This is a genomic window from Curtobacterium sp. MCJR17_055 (genome assembly GCF_003224335.1).
Classification (GTDB): domain Bacteria; phylum Actinomycetota; class Actinomycetes; order Actinomycetales; family Microbacteriaceae; genus Curtobacterium.
The window spans coordinates 310,268-326,771 of the sequence record NZ_QKLF01000001.1 but is presented as its reverse complement, the minus strand read 5'-3'; the positions used below and the strand labels follow the sequence as shown (position 1 = coordinate 326,771).

15 protein-coding genes are annotated in these 16,504 nt (G+C 72.2%); 6 read left to right on the top strand and 9 right to left on the bottom strand.

The annotated features are described in order from the left end of the window. Nucleotides 1-3: 3 nt before the first annotated feature. Nucleotides 4-1,848: a M60 family metallopeptidase gene (locus tag DEJ16_RS01520; protein ID WP_181419405.1), complete on the bottom strand. Its 1,845-nt coding sequence runs from the start codon at nucleotides 1,846-1,848 to the stop codon at nucleotides 4-6. Between the two features lie 224 nt (nucleotides 1,849-2,072). Next, the gene (gene dapD / locus DEJ16_RS01515; RefSeq protein WP_110823685.1) at nucleotides 2,073-3,047 is read right to left on the bottom strand and encodes a 2,3,4,5-tetrahydropyridine-2,6-dicarboxylate N-succinyltransferase; all 975 of its coding nucleotides are present in this window, start codon (nucleotides 3,045-3,047) and stop codon (nucleotides 2,073-2,075) included. 132 nt (nucleotides 3,048-3,179) lie between these two features. Between dapD and dapE the strand changes: the two genes are divergently transcribed. The 3 genes from dapE (at nucleotide 3,180) to DEJ16_RS01500 (ending at nucleotide 5,783) form a co-directional block, all read left to right on the top strand. Further along, nucleotides 3,180-4,262 carry a succinyl-diaminopimelate desuccinylase gene (gene dapE / locus DEJ16_RS01510; RefSeq protein WP_110823686.1) on the top strand — a complete coding sequence of 361 codons (1,083 nt, stop codon included), beginning with the start codon at nucleotides 3,180-3,182 and terminating at the stop codon, nucleotides 4,260-4,262. Beyond that, nucleotides 4,259-5,506 carry a hypothetical protein gene (locus DEJ16_RS01505; protein WP_258365743.1) on the top strand — a complete coding sequence of 416 codons (1,248 nt, stop codon included), beginning with the start codon at nucleotides 4,259-4,261 and terminating at the stop codon, nucleotides 5,504-5,506. The genes dapE and DEJ16_RS01505 overlap by 4 nt, the downstream gene beginning before the upstream one ends. 106 nt (nucleotides 5,507-5,612) lie before the next feature. Next, nucleotides 5,613-5,783 (top strand): DUF3117 domain-containing protein, encoded by a 171-nt coding sequence (locus DEJ16_RS01500; protein ID WP_017887054.1) that lies wholly within the window; start codon nucleotides 5,613-5,615, stop codon nucleotides 5,781-5,783. A gap of 245 nt (nucleotides 5,784-6,028) precedes the next feature. On the opposite strand, the gene DEJ16_RS01495 is transcribed toward DEJ16_RS01500, so the two are convergent. Beyond that, nucleotides 6,029-6,661, bottom strand: coding sequence for an O-methyltransferase (locus tag DEJ16_RS01495; RefSeq protein ID WP_110823687.1), 633 nt, complete (start codon nucleotides 6,659-6,661; stop codon nucleotides 6,029-6,031). A 63-nt stretch (nucleotides 6,662-6,724) separates the two neighbouring features. Between DEJ16_RS01495 and DEJ16_RS01490 the strand changes: the two genes are divergently transcribed. Then, nucleotides 6,725-7,102 (top strand): twin-arginine translocase TatA/TatE family subunit, encoded by a 378-nt coding sequence (locus tag DEJ16_RS01490; protein WP_110823688.1) that lies wholly within the window; start codon nucleotides 6,725-6,727, stop codon nucleotides 7,100-7,102. Nucleotides 7,103-7,124: 22 nt separating this feature from the next. Here the strand turns inward: DEJ16_RS01490 and DEJ16_RS01485 are convergent, their stop codons facing one another. The 3 genes from DEJ16_RS01485 to DEJ16_RS01475 are packed head-to-tail and all read right to left on the bottom strand — an operon-like array spanning nucleotide 7,125 to nucleotide 10,168. After that, on the bottom strand, nucleotides 7,125-8,285 hold the full coding sequence (locus DEJ16_RS01485) for an Mrp/NBP35 family ATP-binding protein (protein ID WP_110823689.1): 1,161 nt from the start codon (nucleotides 8,283-8,285) through the stop codon (nucleotides 7,125-7,127). Beyond that, a complete protein-coding gene (locus DEJ16_RS01480) occupies nucleotides 8,278-8,790 on the bottom strand; it encodes a DUF1003 domain-containing protein (protein ID WP_110823991.1) in 513 nt (170 codons plus the stop codon). The genes DEJ16_RS01485 and DEJ16_RS01480 overlap by 8 nt, the downstream gene beginning before the upstream one ends. Nucleotides 8,791-8,836: 46 nt before the next feature. Beyond that, a complete protein-coding gene (locus tag DEJ16_RS01475; protein ID WP_110823690.1) occupies nucleotides 8,837-10,168 on the bottom strand; it encodes a magnesium transporter MgtE N-terminal domain-containing protein in 1,332 nt (443 codons plus the stop codon). 92 nt (nucleotides 10,169-10,260) lie between these two features. Here DEJ16_RS01475 and DEJ16_RS01470 point away from each other — a divergent pair, with 92 nt between their 5' ends. Next, nucleotides 10,261-11,580 (top strand): general stress protein, encoded by a 1,320-nt coding sequence (locus DEJ16_RS01470; protein ID WP_110823691.1) that lies wholly within the window; start codon nucleotides 10,261-10,263, stop codon nucleotides 11,578-11,580. Between the two features lie 201 nt (nucleotides 11,581-11,781). On the opposite strand, the gene DEJ16_RS01465 is transcribed toward DEJ16_RS01470, so the two are convergent. Then, nucleotides 11,782-12,255 (bottom strand): GNAT family N-acetyltransferase, encoded by a 474-nt coding sequence (locus tag DEJ16_RS01465; RefSeq protein WP_220032677.1) that lies wholly within the window; start codon nucleotides 12,253-12,255, stop codon nucleotides 11,782-11,784. A gap of 10 nt (nucleotides 12,256-12,265) precedes the next feature. Beyond that, nucleotides 12,266-13,750, bottom strand: a complete 1,485-nt coding sequence (locus DEJ16_RS01460; RefSeq protein WP_110823692.1) for an aminopeptidase P family protein — start codon at nucleotides 13,748-13,750, stop codon at nucleotides 12,266-12,268. Nucleotides 13,751-13,925: 175 nt separating this feature from the next. Here DEJ16_RS01460 and DEJ16_RS01455 point away from each other — a divergent pair, with 175 nt between their 5' ends. Continuing rightward, on the top strand, nucleotides 13,926-14,798 hold the full coding sequence (locus tag DEJ16_RS01455) for a PHP domain-containing protein (protein ID WP_110823693.1): 873 nt from the start codon (nucleotides 13,926-13,928) through the stop codon (nucleotides 14,796-14,798). A gap of 143 nt (nucleotides 14,799-14,941) precedes the next feature. On the opposite strand, the gene DEJ16_RS01450 is transcribed toward DEJ16_RS01455, so the two are convergent. Then, entirely contained in the window at nucleotides 14,942-16,465 is a 1,524-nt protein-coding gene (locus DEJ16_RS01450; protein ID WP_110823993.1) for a DEAD/DEAH box helicase, read from the bottom strand. Nucleotides 16,466-16,504 lie beyond the last annotated feature (39 nt).

The window sequence follows — 16,504 nt, the reverse complement described above, 5'->3', positions numbered from 1 at the left end:
ACCTCAGTGCAGCGCGTCGAAGTCGTCCCAGATCGGCGTCTCGAGCGCCGGGTACTCGGCGAGGTGTGGTCGGAGATCCGCCTCGACGGGGATGCCCCACTGCTCGAAGAACGGCGTGAGGTCGTGTCCGGCGACGTGCGCGGCCGCCAGGATGAAGTCCAGCCGTGCCTCTCGTCGGGCGCCCGGCAGGACCGGGCCTCGGGTCCGCTCGGCGACCCGTGCGATGAAGTCGTCCCCGTAGGCGCGGCGGAGCTGGTCGAACGCGAGGTGTCGCGTCGTGGGGTTCAGTGACCCGTTCCAGAAGTCACGCTGCTCGACCGGCTGCTCGCGGAACTCCTCGACGTTCCTCCGCCAGGAGTCGAGCCAGTTGCGGTGGTTGCGTCGCTCCTCGACCACGAGGCTCGCGAGGTCCTCCGAACTCCGGCTGTCGACCTGGCCGTGGTGGTCGGTCCATCGCACGACGTCCTGCTGGAAGACCCGGCCGAACGCGCGGCGCAGGTGGCGGTCGCCGACCATGGAGTCCTCACCGTCCAGCAGGTGGTGCGGCTTGGCATGGTCGGTCGGGAACGCGAGCCACCCCTGGTGGTTGTCGATGTACTCGCCTCCGGGCTCGCCGAAGGACGGCGTGGCGATGTGCACGCGGTGACCGGTGTCCTGGACGCCCCAGACCTCGTGGTTGACGTCGATCATCTCGTCCCAACGACCGATGCGTGTGTCGAGGTCGTCGCCGGCGATGAGCTGCTCGTTCTGGTCACCCTGCGGGTCCTCCGTGTCGGCTCGGAGGACGTCGGCCTGGACGTGCTCGCCGATGAGCAGGAAGAACGGCGACCGGTCCCAGTTCGTCAGCTGGGTGTCGAACCACGCGCGGTCTGTGGCACCTGCGACGTAGGTCGGGACGGGGGCACCGCCACGGACCACCACGGTGCCGCTGTCGGTCGTGCTGCGGTCGAGGACCGAGACGAGACCGTCGTGCGGAGCGGTGATGATGTTCTGACCGGGCGCGAGCGACTGCGTCCAGATGCCGACGTCGTGGCAGTGGTTGATGCCGCGGTGGCGGCCGTACAGGCCGATGCCGACCTCGGCGCGCCTCACGGTGTCCGGGACCTCGACGACGAAGGACTGGCCCTTCCGGATCCACCGCGCGGCCTGGCGGAGGTCGCTACGGACGAACTGCGTGCCGTCGGTGGCGGCTGCGTCAGCCGCCGAGCCGACCGGGCGGACGGGGACGTCACTGTGCCCGGACGTCACGGTCGGGACGGTCCGCTCCGGTGCCGACGGCGCCGGGGTGTCGCCACCCTGGTCCGCCTCGCTGCCCGCCTCGGCACCGCCGTCGGAGCCCTGGCCGGTCTGCTCCCCGTCGGTGTCGTCACCGGGCGACGGCGACGGCGACGGCGACGGCGCGGGTGCCCCGGCTTCCGGCGCCGAGCACCCGTCCACCGGTGCGGTGCCCACCGAGCAGTGCTCCGGGACAGCACCGCTGCCGTCGAGCAGGTACAGCGGGACCTCCAGTGACGCACCGGGCTCGAGCGTGCCGGGAGCGGTGACCGTCACGCGCGTGCCGGTCATCGTGACGGAGACACGTGCGCTGAGGCGGTTGTGGACCATCCCGCGTGCCAGGTCGAAGGCGGCGGTCACGGGTGCGGACACGGTGCCGGTGTTGCGGAAGGTGAAGGTCGCGTCGACGACCGCGTCGTTCACGACGGCGGTGCGGAGGCTGCCGGTGACCGTCGGTGTCGCTGCGGCCGAGGCGACGCTCGGGACGAGCAGGGGACCGAGGGCCGTCGACGCCAGGACGAGGCTGCAGATGCCCGTCCGGGTGGTACGGGCGCGGGCACGGGGGAACGGCATGGTGGTGACTCCTGGGTCGGGACGAAGGAGCATCCAGTATTCCACATACGAGAACAGCAACGAGGCGTCTGCCAGGACGGGAGGCGCGGTGCCGGGCCCGTACACCGGCACCGCGCTCCCGCGCTCGCGTCAGGTGGAGACGGACGGTTCCTCGCGGTCACCGGTCCGGACGGGGCTCATGCGGCTTCCCGGTGCGCGGCCGACGCCCGACCGCCGAGCACACGCTAGGCGTGCAGCGCCGTGTTGAGCTGGATCCCCTCGCCCTTCCGCTGCAGCGCCTCGACCGCACCCGTGACGGAGTTGCGCCGGAACAGGACGTTCGGCGCGTCCGACAGCTCGGCGGCCTTCACGGTCCGGGGCGTGCCGTCCGGGCCCGGAGCTGCCCCGACCAGGACGACCTTCGTGCCCGCCGTGACGTACAGCCCCGCCTCGACGACGGAGTCGTCGCCGAGCGAGATGCCGAGGCCGGCGTTCGCACCGAGCAGGGCACGGGCACCGAGGCGGACACGGTGCGTCCCGCCGCCGGAGAGCGTGCCCATGATCGAGGCACCACCGCCGATGTCCGTGCCGTCGCCGACGACGACGCCCTGGGAGACGCGGCCCTCGATCATCGCCTCGCCGAGGGTCCCGGCGTTGAAGTTCACGAAGCCCTCGTGCATCACGGTCGTGCCCGGTGCGAGGTGTGCGCCGAGCCGCACGCGGTTGGCGTCGCCGATGCGGACCCGGTCCGGGACGACGTAGTCCACCAGCCGGGGGAACTTGTCGATCGCGTGCACGGCGATGCCGGCGCGCTGCAGGGTCGGCCGGAGGCGGGTGAGCGTCTCGGGGTGCACCGGGCCGGCGTTGGTCCAGGCGACGATCGGCAGGTGCCCGAACACGCCGTCGAGGGAGACCTCGTTCGGCCGGACGTGCAGGTGGCTGAGCAGGTGGAGGCGGAGGTAGGCGTCGGGCGTGCTCGTCGGGGCCTCGTCGATCACGATGTCGACGGTGACGACCTCGAGCCGGACCTCGCGGCGCGGGTCCTCGCCCGCGGCGGCCTGCAGACCGGCCGGCACCGCTGCGTCGGCCGGCCGCTCACCGAGGTGCGTCTCCGGGAACCAGGTGTCGAGGACGGTGCCGTCGGCGGCGATCGTCGCGAGGCCGTGGCCCCATGCAGAGGTCGGGCGGGCGTCGGCGGACGTGTCGGTCGTGTCGGTCACCGCACCAGGGTACCGAGGCGCCGGACCCGACTCCCGGACCGGCCGGACGGACGTTGCGGGGTCGGGACGGGCCTCCCGGCCGGGCTGCGACCGCGGCAGCGGGACGACAGGGCCGGCGGATAAGGTGACCGCATGCCGCAGCCGCTCGACCTCAGTGCCTCGTCCATCGACATCACCCGCGCCATCTGCGACATCGAATCGGTGTCCGGGAACGAGGGTGCGCTCGCCGACGCGATCGAGGCCGCCCTCGCCCCGCTCGCGCACCTCGACGTGGTGCGCGACGGGGACGCGATCGTGGCGCGGACGGACCTCGGTCGGGAGCGCCGGGTCGTCATCGCGGGGCACATCGACACCGTGCCGCTCAACGACAACCTGCCGACCGAGTTCCGCACCACCGAGGACGGCACCGAGATCCTCTGGGGTCGCGGGACGGTCGACATGAAGGCCGGTTGCGCGGTGCAGCTCAAGCTCGCGGTGGACCTCGTCGCGCCGAACGTCGACGTCACCTGGGTCTTCTACGACCACGAGGAGGTCAGCGACGCGCTGAACGGCCTCGGTCGTCTGGCCCGTACCCGACCCGAGCTCCTGGCCGGCGACTTCGCGATCCTGGGCGAACCCTCGGGAGCGCAGATCGAGGGCGGCTGCAACGGCAACCTCCGGGCCGAGATCCGCACCTCCGGGAAGCGCTCGCACAGCGCCCGGAGCTGGATCGGCGACAACGCCATCCACAAGACCGCCCCGATCCTCGCGACCCTCGCGGCATACGAGCCCCGGACCGTGACGGTCGACGGGCTCGAGTACCGCGAGGGCCTCAACGCCGTGGGCATCTCGGGCGGGATCGCCGGCAACGTCATCCCGGACGAGGCGATGGTCCACGTCAACTACCGCTTCGCGCCGTCCCGCTCCGCCGACGAGGCCGTCGCGCACATCCGCGAGCTCTTCGACGGGTACGACGTGACGATCGTCGACCTCGCCGCGGGAGCCCGCCCGGGTCTCGACGCGCCGCTCGCCCAGCAGTTCGTCGCGGCCGTCGGCGGACCGGCCCCGCGCCCCAAGTACGGCTGGACGGACGTCGCCCGCTTCTCCGCGCTCGGCGTCCCCGCGGTCAACTACGGCCCCGGTGAGCCCGTCTTCGCACACCACGACGACGAGCAGGTCCCCGTCGCCCAGGTCACGGCCGTCGAGGACGGACTGCGGCGGTGGCTGACGGCGTGACCACCGCCTCCACGGCCGTGCCCCGTCCGCGGGCGTCGAGGGCGGCACTGACGTGGGTCGTCGTCCGGTGGCGGCTCGTCCCGTGGTGGCTGCGCATCACGGTCGTCTACACCCTCTCGCGGGTCCTGACGACGGTGATGATGTCCGGCTTCGCCCGGATCCAGGCGGCGAACTCGTTCACCGTGCAGAACCCGACGTACCTGTCGTTCGCCTCGATCTGGGACGGCGCCTGGTACCGGGTGATCGCCGCGAGCGGGTACCCGTCGACCCTGCCCGTCGACGCCGCGGGACACGTGACGGAGAACGCGTGGGCGTTCATGCCCGCGTACCCGTTCACGGTCCGGGCGCTGATGGCTCTGACCGGAGCGTCCTTCGAGTTCGTCGCCGTGTGGGTCTCCCTGCTCTCCGGCTGGGGCGCCGCGCTGGTGTTCCGCCGGCTGATGGGCCGGTTCCTCGACCCGACCCGCGCGACCTTCGCCACCGTGCTGTTCTGCGTCGCGCCGGTCTCCGTCGTGTTCCAGGTCGCCTACGCCGAGGCGATGGGGGTCCTGCTGCTGCTCGTCGCCCTGCTGCTCCTGGTGCAACGGCGGTTCTGGGCGATGCTGCCCGCCGTCCTGCTGCTCGGGATGACCCGGCCGACCGGGCTCGCCTTCGCGCTCCTCATGGTCCTGTTCGTGCTCGTCGGGGTCCTCCGGCCGGCGTGGCTGCGGATGCCGGAGCGACTGACCCCCCGCACCGCGGTCGCACCGGCCACGGTCGCGGTGGTCTCCGGACTCGTCGGGCTCGCCTGGCCCGCGGTCGCCTGGGCGGTCACCGGTGTCCCGAGGGCCTACACCGACACCGAGCTCGCCTGGCGGTCGTCGTACATCGGCTGGGGCGAGCTCGTCCCGTTCACCCCGTGGGTGCAGGGCTTCGGGTGGTGGTTCCACCAGCCGGCGGGGGCGATCCTGTTGGTCGCGGTGCTCCTGGGGTTCGCCGCCGTCGTCTTCCAGCCCGCCGCCCGGCGCATCGGCCTCGAGCTGCGGCTCTGGGGTGTCGCGTACCTCGTGTACCTGCTCGCGGTGTTCTTCCCGCAGTCGAGCACGTGGCGCATCCTGCTCCCGATCGCACCCCTGCTCGGCGTCGTCGCACTGCCACGGTCGCGGGTCTACCGGGTCGCACTCGTGGTCCTCGCGGTCGTGCTGCAGTGGACCTGGCTGTACTTCTGCTGGTGGGTCGACGGGTACGACTGGACCCCACCGTGACGCCCTGACCCGTCCGCTCGGAGCACCCCCGACCGGGGCGGTTTCGCAGTCGCGCCTGTCTACGGGATAATGGCCCCTGTTCGTACTGCACGAAAGGGGACATCTGATGGCAGCGATGAAGCCGAGGACCGGCGACGGGCCGATGGAGGCTGTCAAGGAGGGTCGACTCATCATCGTGCGGGTTCCGCTCGAGGGTGGAGGCCGCCTGGTGGTCTCGGTCAACGACGCCGAGGCCAAGGAACTCCACGACGCACTGGCAGAGGTCGTCTCGGCCTAGTACGTCGACGCACCACCACGGAAGGCCCGGGACGCGTACGTCCCGGGCCTTCCGTGCATCCGGGCCTTCCGTGCGTCCGGGCCTGCCGCTGAGCGGGCCTCCGGCAACGCCCCGGCGCCCGGCCCGAGACGCGGTACCACGACCCTGCAGGACCCGGGACGGTCCCTGCGGCACCTGGAGTGAGCTGGCCTCCCGGCCGACGACCGACCCGACTGACCGGATCAGACCGAGCGATGCCGACCGCGTCAGGCCGTGAGCTTCGTCATCTGCAGCAGCCCGTCGCCCGCGGGGGAGAGGGCGCTGCGGACGGCGCCGGAGGTGGAGACCTCGGTGAGCAGCAGGCGGAAGTCCGTCGTCGCCCGGTCGCGCTTGACCGGGTCGGCGACCTTGCCGCGCCACAGGGCGTGCGGGACGAGCACGGTACCGCCGGTCTTCGCCAGGCGCAGGCCGTGCTCGACGTACTCGATGACGTGCTCCGGGTCCGCGTCGATGAGCACGACGTCGTAGCTGGCGTCGTTCATGCGCGGCAGCACCTGGGCGGCACGACCCGGGATGAGCCGGACCCGACCGGGCGCGGTGCCGGCGGCGATGAACGCGTCCCGGGCGTACTGCTGGTGGTCGATCTCGACGTCGATCGTCGTCAGCGTGGCATCGGGCGCGCCCGCGAGCAGGTACAGCCCGGACACGCCGAGACCCGTCCCGATCTCGATGATGCTCGTCGCCCGGGACGCCGCGGCGATGACGCTCATCTGCGCACCGATCGCCGGGGAGACCGGTTCGACCCCGAGCTCGAGGGAGTGCTCACGCGCACGGGCGACACCATCGGGTTCGGAGACGATGTCCTCCGCGAACTTCCAGTTCGAGTCTTTCTCTGACACGCACACTCCTCGTCGGTCAACTCTACGGGTGACTCGCCGGGTCCACGCGTTAGGCTCGCTCCCGTGAACATCCAGCTCGACAAGATCCTGATCATCGGGATCATCGCCGTGCTGTTGCTCGGGCCGCAGCGGCTGCCCGTGTACGCCCAGAAGCTCGCCGAGTTCGTGAAGGCCGTCCGCCGCTTCGCGGACAGCGCCAAGGAGCGGATGCGTGAGGAGATGGGCCCCGACTTCGACGACGTGGACTGGCAGAAGCTCGACCCGCGTCAGTACGACCCGCGCCGGATCATCCGGGACGCCCTGCTCGACTCGCCCTCGTCCGGGGCCGAGACCGCGACGGCGACGGCGGCGACCGTCACCGCCGCGAAGGTGCGGGCACCGGCGCCGGTCGTGCCACTGGCTGCGGGCGAGCCCGCGCCGTTCGACGTCGAAGCGACCTGACCCGGACCTCGTCCGTCGTCGCTCAGGTCAGCGACAGGCCGAGCTTCCGGCCGGCGAGTCCCCGACCCATCGCGGTGAGCCGGTCGGCCACCGCGTCGAGCGCGACCGCCGCGGGGTCCGACGGGTCACCGAGGACGACCGGGAGGCCCGCATCGCCGCCGGCGCGCAGCGGCACCGAGAGCGGGACCCGGCCGAGCACCGGCACGGGGGCGTCCTGACCGCGGGAGAGTCGTCGGGCGGTCTCGTCGCCGCCGCCCTCGCCGAACAGGTGCAGCACGCTGCCGTCGGGCTGCACGAGCCCCGCCATGTTCTCGACGACGCCGATGACCTTCTGCCCGGTCTGCCGCGCGACGATCCCGCTCCGCTCGGCGACGTCCGCCGCGGCCGCCTGCGGGGTGGTCACGACGAGCACCTCGGCGTGGGGGAGCAGCTGGCCGACGGAGATCGCCACGTCGCCGGTGCCGGGCGGCATGTCGAGCAGGAGCACGTCGAGGTCGCCGAACCACACGTCGGACAGGAACTGGTTCACCGTCCGGTGCAGCATCGGCCCGCGCCAGGAGACCGCGGTGGAGACGTCGTCGACGAACATGCCGATCGAGACGACCTTCACCTCGTGGGCGACCGGCGGCAGGATCATGCTGTCGACGCGGGTCGGCCGCGGGGCGACGCCGTGCTCGTCCGTGAGGCCCATGAGCCCCGGGATGCTGAAGCCGTGCACGTCGACGTCGACGATGCCGACCCGCTGCCCCCGACGCGCGAGCGCCGCCGCCAGGTTCGCCGTCACGGTGGACTTGCCGACGCCGCCCTTGCCGCTCGTCACCGCGATGACGCGGGTCAACGAGTCCGGGGTGAACTGGACGCCCTGGGGACGACCCTCGCGCAGCCGCTCCGTGAGGGCGCGACGCACGGCGGGGTCCATCACGGACACGTCGACGTCGACCGCCGCGACCCCCGCCACGGAACCGGCGGCGGCGCGGACGTCCCGCTCGATGGTGTCGGCGGCCGGGCACCCGACGATCGTGAGCTGCAGGTCGACGCGCACCGAGCCTCCCGGCCGGACGTCGACGCCCCGGATCATGTCGAGTTCGGTGACGGGCCGGCGGATCTCGGGGTCGAGGACACGGCCGAGCGCAGCGAGGACCGCGGCGCCGAGCTGGTCCTGCGCGGTGGTGCCGTCAGCCACGCGTCACCGAACGCTCGTGGCCGCGGTCGTCCAGGTCGTCGAGGTCCTCGGGGTCACCGTCGCGGCGGTCCAGTTCCTCGAGCAGGGAGCGGAGCTCGGCGCGGATGAAGTCCTTCGACGCCATGTCCCGCATCGCCAGGCGGAGGGCGACGACCTCGCGGGCGAGGTACTCGGTGTCCGCGAGGTTGCGCTCCGCCCGCTGCCGGTCCTGCTCGAACTGCACGCGGTCCCGGTCGTCCTGCCGGTTCTGCGCGAGCAGGATGAGCGGCGCCGCGTACGAGGCCTGCAGCGACAGCACCAGGGTCAGCGCGGTGAAGCCGATCGCCGCCGAGTCGAACTGCCACGACTTCGGCGACAGCGTGTTCCACCCCATCCAGAGCACGCAGAACAGGGTCAGCCCGATCAGGAACCAGGGCGTGCCCATCGCACGGGCGATGCCCTCGGTGGCGCGACCGAACGCGTCGCCGCGTCCGCGTCGGCGGGTGGGCAGGACGCGCGTGCGCATGCCCTTCGGGGAGTCGAGGCGTTCCTCGGGCCGCTCCCGGCGGTTCTCATCTGGGCGTGCCACGATTCGTCCTCCTTCCCGAGGGGATCGCCGTGCGGCGGGTGCGGGTCCGTGGTCGCGACGCGGCGCCGGGGTTGGCGTCGGCCGCGTCCTGACTCCGCCAGTCGTCCGGGAGGACGTGGTCGAGGACGTCGTCGATGGTCACCACCCCGACGAGTCGGTGGGCGTCGTCGACCACGGGGACGGACAGGAGGTTGTAGGTCGCCATCACCCGTGTGACCTCGGCCGCGCTCGCGTCGACCTCCACCGGCTCGGTCTGCTGGTCGATGAGGGTGCCGAGGCGTTCGTTCGGCGGGTACCGGAGCATGCGCTGGAAGTGCACGAGCCCGAGGAACCGTCCGGTCGGGGGCTCGTACGGCGGGAGCGTGACGCACACCGCGGCGCCGAGCACCGGGGCGAGCTCGTGCCGACGGACCAGGGCCAGGCCCTCGGCCACGGTCGAGTCCGCGGACAGGATCACCGGCTCGGTCGTCATGAGACCACCGGCGGTGTCCGGCTCGTACTCGAGCAGCATGCGGACGTCCTGCGCCTCCTCCGGCTCCATGAGCTCGAGGAGGGCTTCGCTGCGCTCGTCGGGCAGCTGGGCGAGGAGGTCGGCCGCGTCGTCCGGCTGCATCTGGTCGAGGACGTCGGCGGCACGGGCGTCGCGGAGCGCGGACAGGATCTCGATCCGCTCCTGGTCCGGCATCTCCTCGAGCACGTCCGCGAGGCGGTTGTCCGGCAGCTCCTCGGCGACCTCGAACCGGCGCTCGGACGGCAGGTCGAGCAGGGTCGACGCCAGGTCGGCGGGCACCAGGTCGGAGTAGGCGGCGATGACGTGCTCGGCGGACTGGGACTCGCCGGGGAGCTCGTCCTCGGTGACCTCGTTCCAGGTCGCGAACGTCGTCGGGCCCTTGCCGAACGGCGACGGCGTGGTCTTCGGCTTGCGGAGGAAGAGCTGCGCGATCGACCAGTCGCCCTGCCCGTGGTCCTCGATCGCCACGTCCTCGATCGTCGCCCGGATCTGCTCCTTCTTGATGAGGACCTTGCGGCCGAGGATCTCCGCGATCACCCGGACCTCACCACCGCGCTGCTCGAAGCGGCGCATGTTGACGAGCCCGGTCGTGATGACCTGCCCGGCGCCGATCGAGGTGATCCGGCCGATGCTGACGAAGATGCGGCGCTTGCCGGGGACCTCGACGATCAACCCGACGACCTGTGGGGCGTCGACGCGGCGGTACACGACGAGGACGTCACGCACCCTGCCGACACGGTCGCCCGCGGGGTCGAAGACGGAGCACCCGGCGAGGCGGGCGACGAAGACCTTCGAGGCGCTCACCCGTCCAGCGTAGTCGCTCGCCCGGGCGTGCTCGCCGCCCCTTCCCTGGTGGTTCTCGTGTGATCGCAAGGACTCCGGTGGATGATGACTGGGTGAGTACTCAGAGCCCCTTCGGCGGCCGCACGGCACAGGCGTTCCCCACCCTGCCGCGCGGTGACGTCCTCGGCACCTACGACAGCTACCCCGAAGCACAGCGCGTGGTCGCGAAGCTCGCGGAGTCGGACTTCCCGGTCGCGAAGCTGTCCATCGTCGGCAACGACCTCAAGACCGTCGAGCGCGTGACCGGCAAGATGACCTACGGACGAGCAGCACTCGCGGGCGCCCTGTCCGGGCTCTGGCTCGGGTTCTTCTTCGGCATCGTGCTGACGCTCTTCTCGCCGCAGGCCGGCGGGCTCTTCCTCCCCGCCGCCGTCATCGGTGCCGGGTTCGGCATGCTCTACGGCATCGTCTCGTTCGCGATCACCAAGCGACAGCGGGACTTCACGAGCATCCACCAGGTGCTCGCCACCACGTACCAGATCGTCGTCGACCCGCAGCTGTCCGGTCAGGCGCAGCGGATCCTCGGCCAGGGCGGTGCGATCCAGCACACGTCGTGGGACCAGCCGAACGCCGGGGGGTACGGCGGACAGCCGGGACCCGGACAGAAGGGGCAGGACCAGCTCGGGCAGCGCTCGGGACAGCAGCAGTGGCGTCCGGGGCCCGGTGGGGTGCCGCCGCAGCAGGGGCAGTACGGTCAGCCGGGTCTGCCGGGTCAGCCGGGTCAGTACGGTCAGCCGGGCGGGGGCGCGGGCGCTGGCCAGCCGCCGCAGTACGGTCAGCCGGGCGCCGGCCAGCCGGGCCAGTACGGCCAGCCGGGCCAGCAGCAGTGGCGCCCGGGCGGTGCGCCGCAGGGCTCGCCCTACGGTGGGCACGCCACCCCGCACCAGCCGGGAGGCCCGGCGCAGTCCGGCGGACCGGCACAGTCCGGCGGACCGGCGCAGCCCGGCGGCCCGGCTCGGCCCGGCGACTCGGCTCAGCAGCAGGGCGGGGACGGGTCATCGCGGCCGGACGACACCCGCGGACAGGCGCCGGCCGGGCCGCGCTACGGCACGAACGACGGGCCGCGGTACGGCACGAACGACGGGCCGCGCTACGGCACGAACGACGGCGGTGCCCGGACGGTGCCGACCGGTGACCCTGCCCCCGGGGCCGGCCAGCGCTCGACCGCACCGCGGTACGGCACGAACGAGGGCGCTGCCCGCACGCCGGAGGCCGACGCGACCGCTGACCAGACGCAGCGTCCGTCGGCGGCGACCCGCAGCTACGGCACGAACGACGGCCCGCGGTACGGCGAGCAGGCCCCGACGCCGTCGGACACCGACGGCGCCGCGGACGACACGAACCGGCGTGAGGACGACGACAGCCGCGCGTGAGCGGTCCCGCTCCGGACGGTGCCACCGTCGGGAGCGGGCGGACGACGACGGGCTCCCGGCCGGTGCTGCACCGACCCGGAGCCCGTCGTCGTGTCCGGTGTCGCGCATGAGCGGTCGCGTCTCGCTGGGTGCGGCTCTCGGGCTGGTCCGACCTGGCGGACTGGTGCGGCCTCGCTCGCCGTGTCGGCGGAGCGTGTGGGCTCAGAGGATCTTCGAGAAGCAGACCGACCGGGCTGCGCCGACGTACGGCCCGAAGTTCGCGATCCGTCGGAAGCCCTCGCGCTCGTAGAACCGGATGGCGCCCTTCTGCTCCGCACCGGTCTCGAGGACGAGCGCCGGTGACCCGAGGTCGAGCGCCGCTTCCTCCAGTCGACGCAGGATCAACGCGGCGACGCCGGAGCCGCGGGACTCGGTCCGGACGTACATGCGCTTGACCTCCGCGATGCCGTCGTCGACCAGTCGCAACCCGCCGCACCCGACCGGGGTGCCCGCCTCGTCGCGCGCCACGAAGAACACCGCGATCGAGTCGGCAGTCGGCTTCGGGCCCGGCTCGGTGTCGGCCCCGTACGTGCTGTCGATCTCGATGCGCTGGGCCGCTCGCAGCCGCTGGGCGTCGGGCGAGTCGAAGTGCTCGACGTCGATCAGGAAGGTGCCCGAGGGGGCTTCAGCGCTCACGAGGCCCAGGCTAGCGCGCGGACCTCGCGATCCACCCCTCCACTTCCGAGGGGGTCCGGGGGATGTGCACCGACAGGTTCTCGGCGCCGTCCTCGGTCACCAGGATGTCGTCCTCGATCCGGACACCGATCCCACGGAACTCCTCCGGGACGGTCAGGTCGTCCTGCTGGAAGTACAGGCCGGGCTCGATCGTGAACACCATGCCGGGCTGCACGATGCCGTCCAGGTACATCTCCCGGCGGGCCTTCGCGCAGTCGTGCACGTCGAGGCCGAGGTGGTGGCTCGTGCCGTGCACCATGTAGCGGCGGTGGAACTGGTTGTCCGGCTGCAGGGACTCCTCGGCGGAGACCGGTAGGAAGCCCCACTCGGCGGTCTTGCGCGCGATGACCTCCATCGCGGTCGCGTGCACCTGCCGGAACGTGATGCCCGGCTCCACGATCGCGAACGCAGCGTCGGCGGCCTCGAGCACGGCCTCGTACACCATGCGCTGCACGGGTGAGAACGTGCCGCTGACCGGCAGGGTGCGGGTGATGTCCGCCGTGTAGAACGAGTCGACCTCGACCCCGGCGTCGATGAGGATCAGGTCGCCGGGCTGCACGGCACCGTCGTTCCGGGTCCAGTGCAGGATGCAGGCGTGGTGGCCCGCGGCGGCGATGGTGTCGTAGCCGACCGTGTTGCCGTCGGCACGGGCGCGACGGTTGAACGTGCCCTCGACGATGCGCTCGCCGCGGGGGTGTGCGAGCACGGCGTCGAAGTCCGCGATGACGTCGTCGAAGCCGTGGCGGGTCGCGTCGACGGCCTTGCGCAGCTCGTGTACCTCGTAGGCGTCCTTCACGAGGCGGAGTTCGGACAGGTCGCGGGACAGGACGTCGTCCGTCGCGGCCGCACCGTCCTGCTCCGGCGCGCCTCCGACCGTGGTGCCGAGGCGCTCGTCGAGTGCGCGGGTGAACCCGGGGTCGGCGTCGCGGACCACGAGCACGGAGGCGTCGAGCCCGGCGAGTGCGGCGTCCAGCGCACCGAGGTCCGCCGTGGCGACACCGAGGTCTGCGGCGACCTCGGCCAGGGAGGGGCGCGGTCCGACCCAGAACTCGCCGATCTCCGGGTTCGCGTAGAACTCCTCGGAGTCACGGCCGGCCGTGGCGCGGAAGTACAGGGTGGCGTCGTGGCCGTCGCCGTTCGGCGTCAGGACGAGCACGGAGCCGACGACGGTGTCGGTGCCCCAGCCGGTCAGGTGGGCGAACGTCGAGTGTGGGCGGAACGGGTAGTCGCAGTCGTTCGAGCGGACCTTCGCCTGGCCGGCGGGCACCACGATCGTCCGACCGGGGTGCAGTCCGGAGAGCCGGGCGCGACGCGCGGCGGCGAAGGCGGACTGCTCGCGCGGGGCCGGCAGCGGACGCTCACGCTCGGCCCAGTTCGCAGCGATGTGGTCCTTGAAGACGGACGAGCCGGGGGTGGTGGAGCGGTTGCTCGTCGCGCGGGGAGTGGTGTCGGCCATGTCCCCATCATCGCACCGCTGCACCGAGCGGGGTCCGGCACCGCAGTCCGGAAGCGCAGGGACCGGTACGGGGTCGCAGCCGTGCGGTGACGCGAGCGCAGCGCGAGGAACGGCGTGCGGGGAGGGGCTGTGAACGGCGTCCGACCAGCCGTCGACGTGTCGGTAGCATTGCCGCGTGCCTGATCCGTTCATCGACCTGCACGCTCACTCGAGCGTCTCCGACGGCACCGAGCGCCCGGCCGACCTCGTCCGCGCGGCGGCGGCGAGCGGACTCGACGGTGTCGCCCTGACCGACCACGACACCACGGCCGGGTGGCACGAGGCCGCCGAGGCGGTCCGGCAGCTGCCGATGACCCTGGTGCCCGGGCTCGAGCTCAGTACGCGCATCGGATGGCGGAGCGTGCACGTGCTCGGCTACCTGGTGGACCCGGCGGATCCCGGACTCGCGGCCGAGACCACCGCGATCCGTGACGGCCGCCTCACCCGTGCCCGCAGCATGGTCGACGCCATCGGCCGTGACCACCCGGTTACCTGGGACGACGTCCTGGCGGAGTCGAGCGAGGGGGCGACGATCGGACGTCCGCACATCGCCGACGCCCTGGTCCGACTCGGCCTGGAGCCCGATCGCAGCGCAGCGTTCCGCGGCATCCTGCACCCCTCCTCCGGCTACTACCAGCCGCACGACGCCCCGACCCCGCTCCGTGGCGTCGAGCTCATCCGTGCCGCCGGCGGTGTGCCCGTCATCGCGCACCCGGCCGCGTCATCGCGGGGGATCGTGATCGACGAGCCGATGCTCCGCGAGCTCGTCGACGCGGGCCTCGGCGGACTCGAGGTCGACCACCGCGAGAACAGCGCGGACGGCAAGCGGACGCTCCTGGACTGGACCGGTCGGTACGGCCTGTTCGTCACGGGTTCGAGCGACTACCACGGCGAGGGCAAGCCGAACCGCCTCGGTGAGCACCGAACGGCCCGACGCTCCTTCGACGCGATCGTCGACCAGGCGACCGGCAGTGCGCCCGTCGTCGGGCCCGGCTCCCGCCTGTCCTGACCGTCGGCCGGTCCGTCGGACCAGGCTCGGGCCTCCCGTCCTCGTGGAGGGGGGCGCTGCGGCGTCGGCGCCGGGCTGCGTTCCGGAGCCGGGGACGACGAAGGCCCCGTCACGCTCGTGACGGGGCCTTCGGCCTGGAGGCGCTACTCGCCGTCCGAGGAACCCTGCGGTGCCGCGGCGGTCGCCTCGGACGAGCCAGTGCCGCCACGACGTCGGCGGCGGCGACGGCGCTTCTGGGCGCCGTCGGCGGTGTCGTCACCCGCGGGGGAGGCGGGGGCGGGCGCACCGGTCGGGGCAGTGGCTTCCGCTACGGGAGCGGAGCGCTCCCGTCGGTCTGCCGAGGCGCGGCGCGAGCCGGACTCCTCGGAGCCCGACGACCGGGTGCGGCTGCGTGACCGCGAACCGCCGGCGCTGCCGGAGGCGGAACCGGAGCGACCTCCGGACGCCGGCTTCTCGCTTCCGGCGGTCGCTGCGCGCGGCGAGGTGCCGGGCAGGCGACCCTTCGTGCCGGCCGGGATGTCGAGGTCGGTGAAGAGGTGCGGCGACGACGAGTACGTCTCGACGGGCTCGGGGATGCCGAACTCGAGCGCCTTGTCGATGAGCGTCCACTTGTGCAGGTCGTCCCAGTCGACGAACGTGACCGCGATGCCCGTCTTGCCGGCACGGCCGGTGCGACCGGCGCGGTGCAGGTACGTGTCCGGGTCGTCCGGGATCGTGTGGTTGATCACGTGCGTGACGTCGTCGACGTCGATGCCACGGGCGGCGACGTCGGTGGCGATGAGGACGTCGCGCTTGCCGGCCTTGAAGGCGGCCATCGCGCGCTCGCGCTGCTCCTGGTTGAGGTCACCGTGGACGGCGGCGGCGTTGAACCCGCGGTCCTTCAGCTCCTCGACGATGCGGGCGGCGGCGCGCTTGGTCCGCGTGAAGATGACGGTCTTGCCGCGGCCCTCGGCCTGGAGGATGCGGGCGATGACCTCGTCCTTGTCCAGGGAGTGCGCGCGGTAGATGACGTGCTTGATGTTCGCCTGCATCAGACCCTCGTCGGGGTCCGTCGCGCGGATGTGCACCGGACGCGACATGAAGCGGCGTGCGAGGGCGACGATCGGGGCGGGCATCGTGGCCGAGAAGAGCATCGTGTGCCGGACGGCCGGGACCGCCTGGAAGATCCGCTCGATGTCGGACAGGAAGCCGAGGTCGAGCATGCGGTCGGCCTCGTCGAGGACGATCTCCTGCACGTGCGACAGGTCGAGGAGACGCTGCCGGTGCAGGTCGATGAGTCGACCGGGCGTGCCGACGACGATCTGGGCGCCGGCCTTGAGCTGCTCGACCTGGCCCTCGTACGCCTTGCCGCCGTAGATCGACACGAGCTTCGTGGGGCGGTTGACCATCGCGGACTCGAGGTCCTCGCTCACCTGCACGGCGAGTTCGCGGGTGGGGACGACGACGAGCGCCTTCACCCCCGGCCCGGGGTCGGCGCCGATGCGCTGGATCAGTGGCAGGCCGAACCCGAAGGTCTTGCCGGTGCCGGTCTTGGCCTGACCGATGATGTCCTGGCCGGTCAGGGCGAGCGGGATCGTCTGCTGCTGGATCGGGAAGGGCTCGATGATGCCCTTGCTCGCGAGCGCATCGACGATGTCCTGCTCGATCTGGAGTTCTGAGAAAGTCAAGAAGTTCACCCTGTTCGTGGGGAGGAGTCCCGCCCAGTC

Bases quoted from the DNA above. Each gene is read 5' to 3' on its own strand.
- DEJ16_RS01480 (WP_110823991.1), bottom strand. From the start codon at position 8,790: ATGCGCACGCGCGTCCTGCCCACCCGCCGACGCGGACGCGGCGACGCG.
- dapE (WP_110823686.1), top strand. From the start codon at position 3,180: ATGCCGCAGCCGCTCGACCTCAGTGCCTCGTCCATCGACATCACCCGC.
- DEJ16_RS01460 (WP_110823692.1), bottom strand. From the start codon at position 13,750: ATGGCCGACACCACTCCCCGCGCGACGAGCAACCGCTCCACCACCCCC.
- DEJ16_RS01520 (WP_181419405.1), bottom strand. From the start codon at position 1,848: ATGCCGTTCCCCCGTGCCCGCGCCCGTACCACCCGGACGGGCATCTGC.
- DEJ16_RS01500 (WP_017887054.1), top strand. From the start codon at position 5,613: ATGGCAGCGATGAAGCCGAGGACCGGCGACGGGCCGATGGAGGCTGTC.